Here is a 1,270-nt window from a genome sequence, read left to right as displayed (position 1 = left end):
GTTGGCCTGACCCCATAGGGTGGTCCGGTTTCAATCTTAGTTCATGTTCGGCCTTGGGGCTATTGCCTGGGCAGATGACGGTGCTGCTCCGCTTGCTGGCGCAGGCCAGATGATGGCCTCGGGTGCCGGTGGCTTGTATCCAAGCGACGAGTGTGGCCTCTCGGTGTTGTAGTACCGCCGCCAGGCTTCGATGATGATCTTGGCCTCGGCGAGGCTGTAGAAGATCTCACCGTCGAGCAGTTCGTCGCGGAGCTTCGAGTTGAAGCTCTCGCAGTAGCCGTTCTCCCAAGGGCTTCCAGGTTCGATGAACGCTGTCTTTGCGCCGACGGCTACGATCCACTCCCGTACAGCCTTGGCGATGAACTCCGGGCCGTTGTCGGAACGGACATGGCCGGGCACACCACGCAGGATGAACAGGTCCGACAGGGCGTCGATGACGTCGGTCGAGTTGAGCTTGCGATCGATGCGGATTGCAAGGCATTCCCTGGTGAACTCGTCGATGATGTTGAGCATGCGGAATCTCCTGCCATCGTGGGTCCGACCCTCGACGAAGTCATAGGACCAGACATGGTTTGGATGCTCGGGTCGAAGCCGGATGCACGATCCGTCATTCAACCAGAGCCGCCCCTTCTTCGGTTGCTTCTGGGGAACCTTCAGCCCCTCCCGCCGCCAGATCCGTTCGACACGCTTGGCGTTCACCGTCCAGCCTTCAGACCGCAGCATCGCCGTGATCCTGCGATAGCCATAGCGGCCATACCGGGAAGCGAGCCGGATAATGTCGGCGGTCAATGCCTCTTCATCGGGTCGGCCGTGCGGCTTCTTGCGCTGGGTCGAACGATGCTGGCCGAGAACCTTGCAGGCAAACCGCTCCGAGACGGAGAACTTCGCCACGACATGGTCGACGCAGTGACGACGACGGGCGGGGCTCAATAGTTTCCCGAGGCAGCCTCTTTCAGGATCAGCTTCTCGAGCGTCAGGTCCGACACAGCCTTGCGCAGACGGTCGTTCTCTTTCTCAAGCTCCTTCAGCCGCTTCACCTGGTCACCCTTCAGGCCGCCGAACTCCTTGCGCCAGCGGTAATACGTGAACTGCGTCACGCCGATCGTGCGAACCGCCTCGCCAACCGATTTTCCTTGCGACAGCAGAACATCGACCTGGCGCAGCTTCGCGACGATCTCTTCGGGTTTGTGCTTCTTCTGGGGCATTCCAACGTCCTCCTACGGCTCAATAGCCTACTTCAGGGAGGACCACTTTTCAGGGGGCAGACCAA

General features: G+C 60.3%; 1 protein-coding gene. It reads right to left on the bottom strand.

Going from position 1 to position 1,270, the window contains the following annotated elements; genetic code table 11:
- Positions 1-36: 36 nt before the first annotated feature.
- Positions 37-1,205 (bottom strand): IS3 family transposase gene (locus FJQ48_RS12845; RefSeq protein ID WP_139975428.1). Its coding sequence is split into 2 segments (ribosomal slippage): positions 37-941 and positions 941-1,205, totalling 1,170 coding nucleotides; the frame shifts between segments, so codons are not numbered across the junction.
- Positions 1,206-1,270: the final 65 nt, after the last annotated feature.

Origin of the sequence: Ochrobactrum sp. CGA5, from assembly GCF_006345815.1 — a bacterium.
Lineage (GTDB): Bacteria > Pseudomonadota > Alphaproteobacteria > Rhizobiales > Rhizobiaceae > Brucella.
This window is presented reverse-complemented; position numbering and strand designations above follow the sequence as displayed.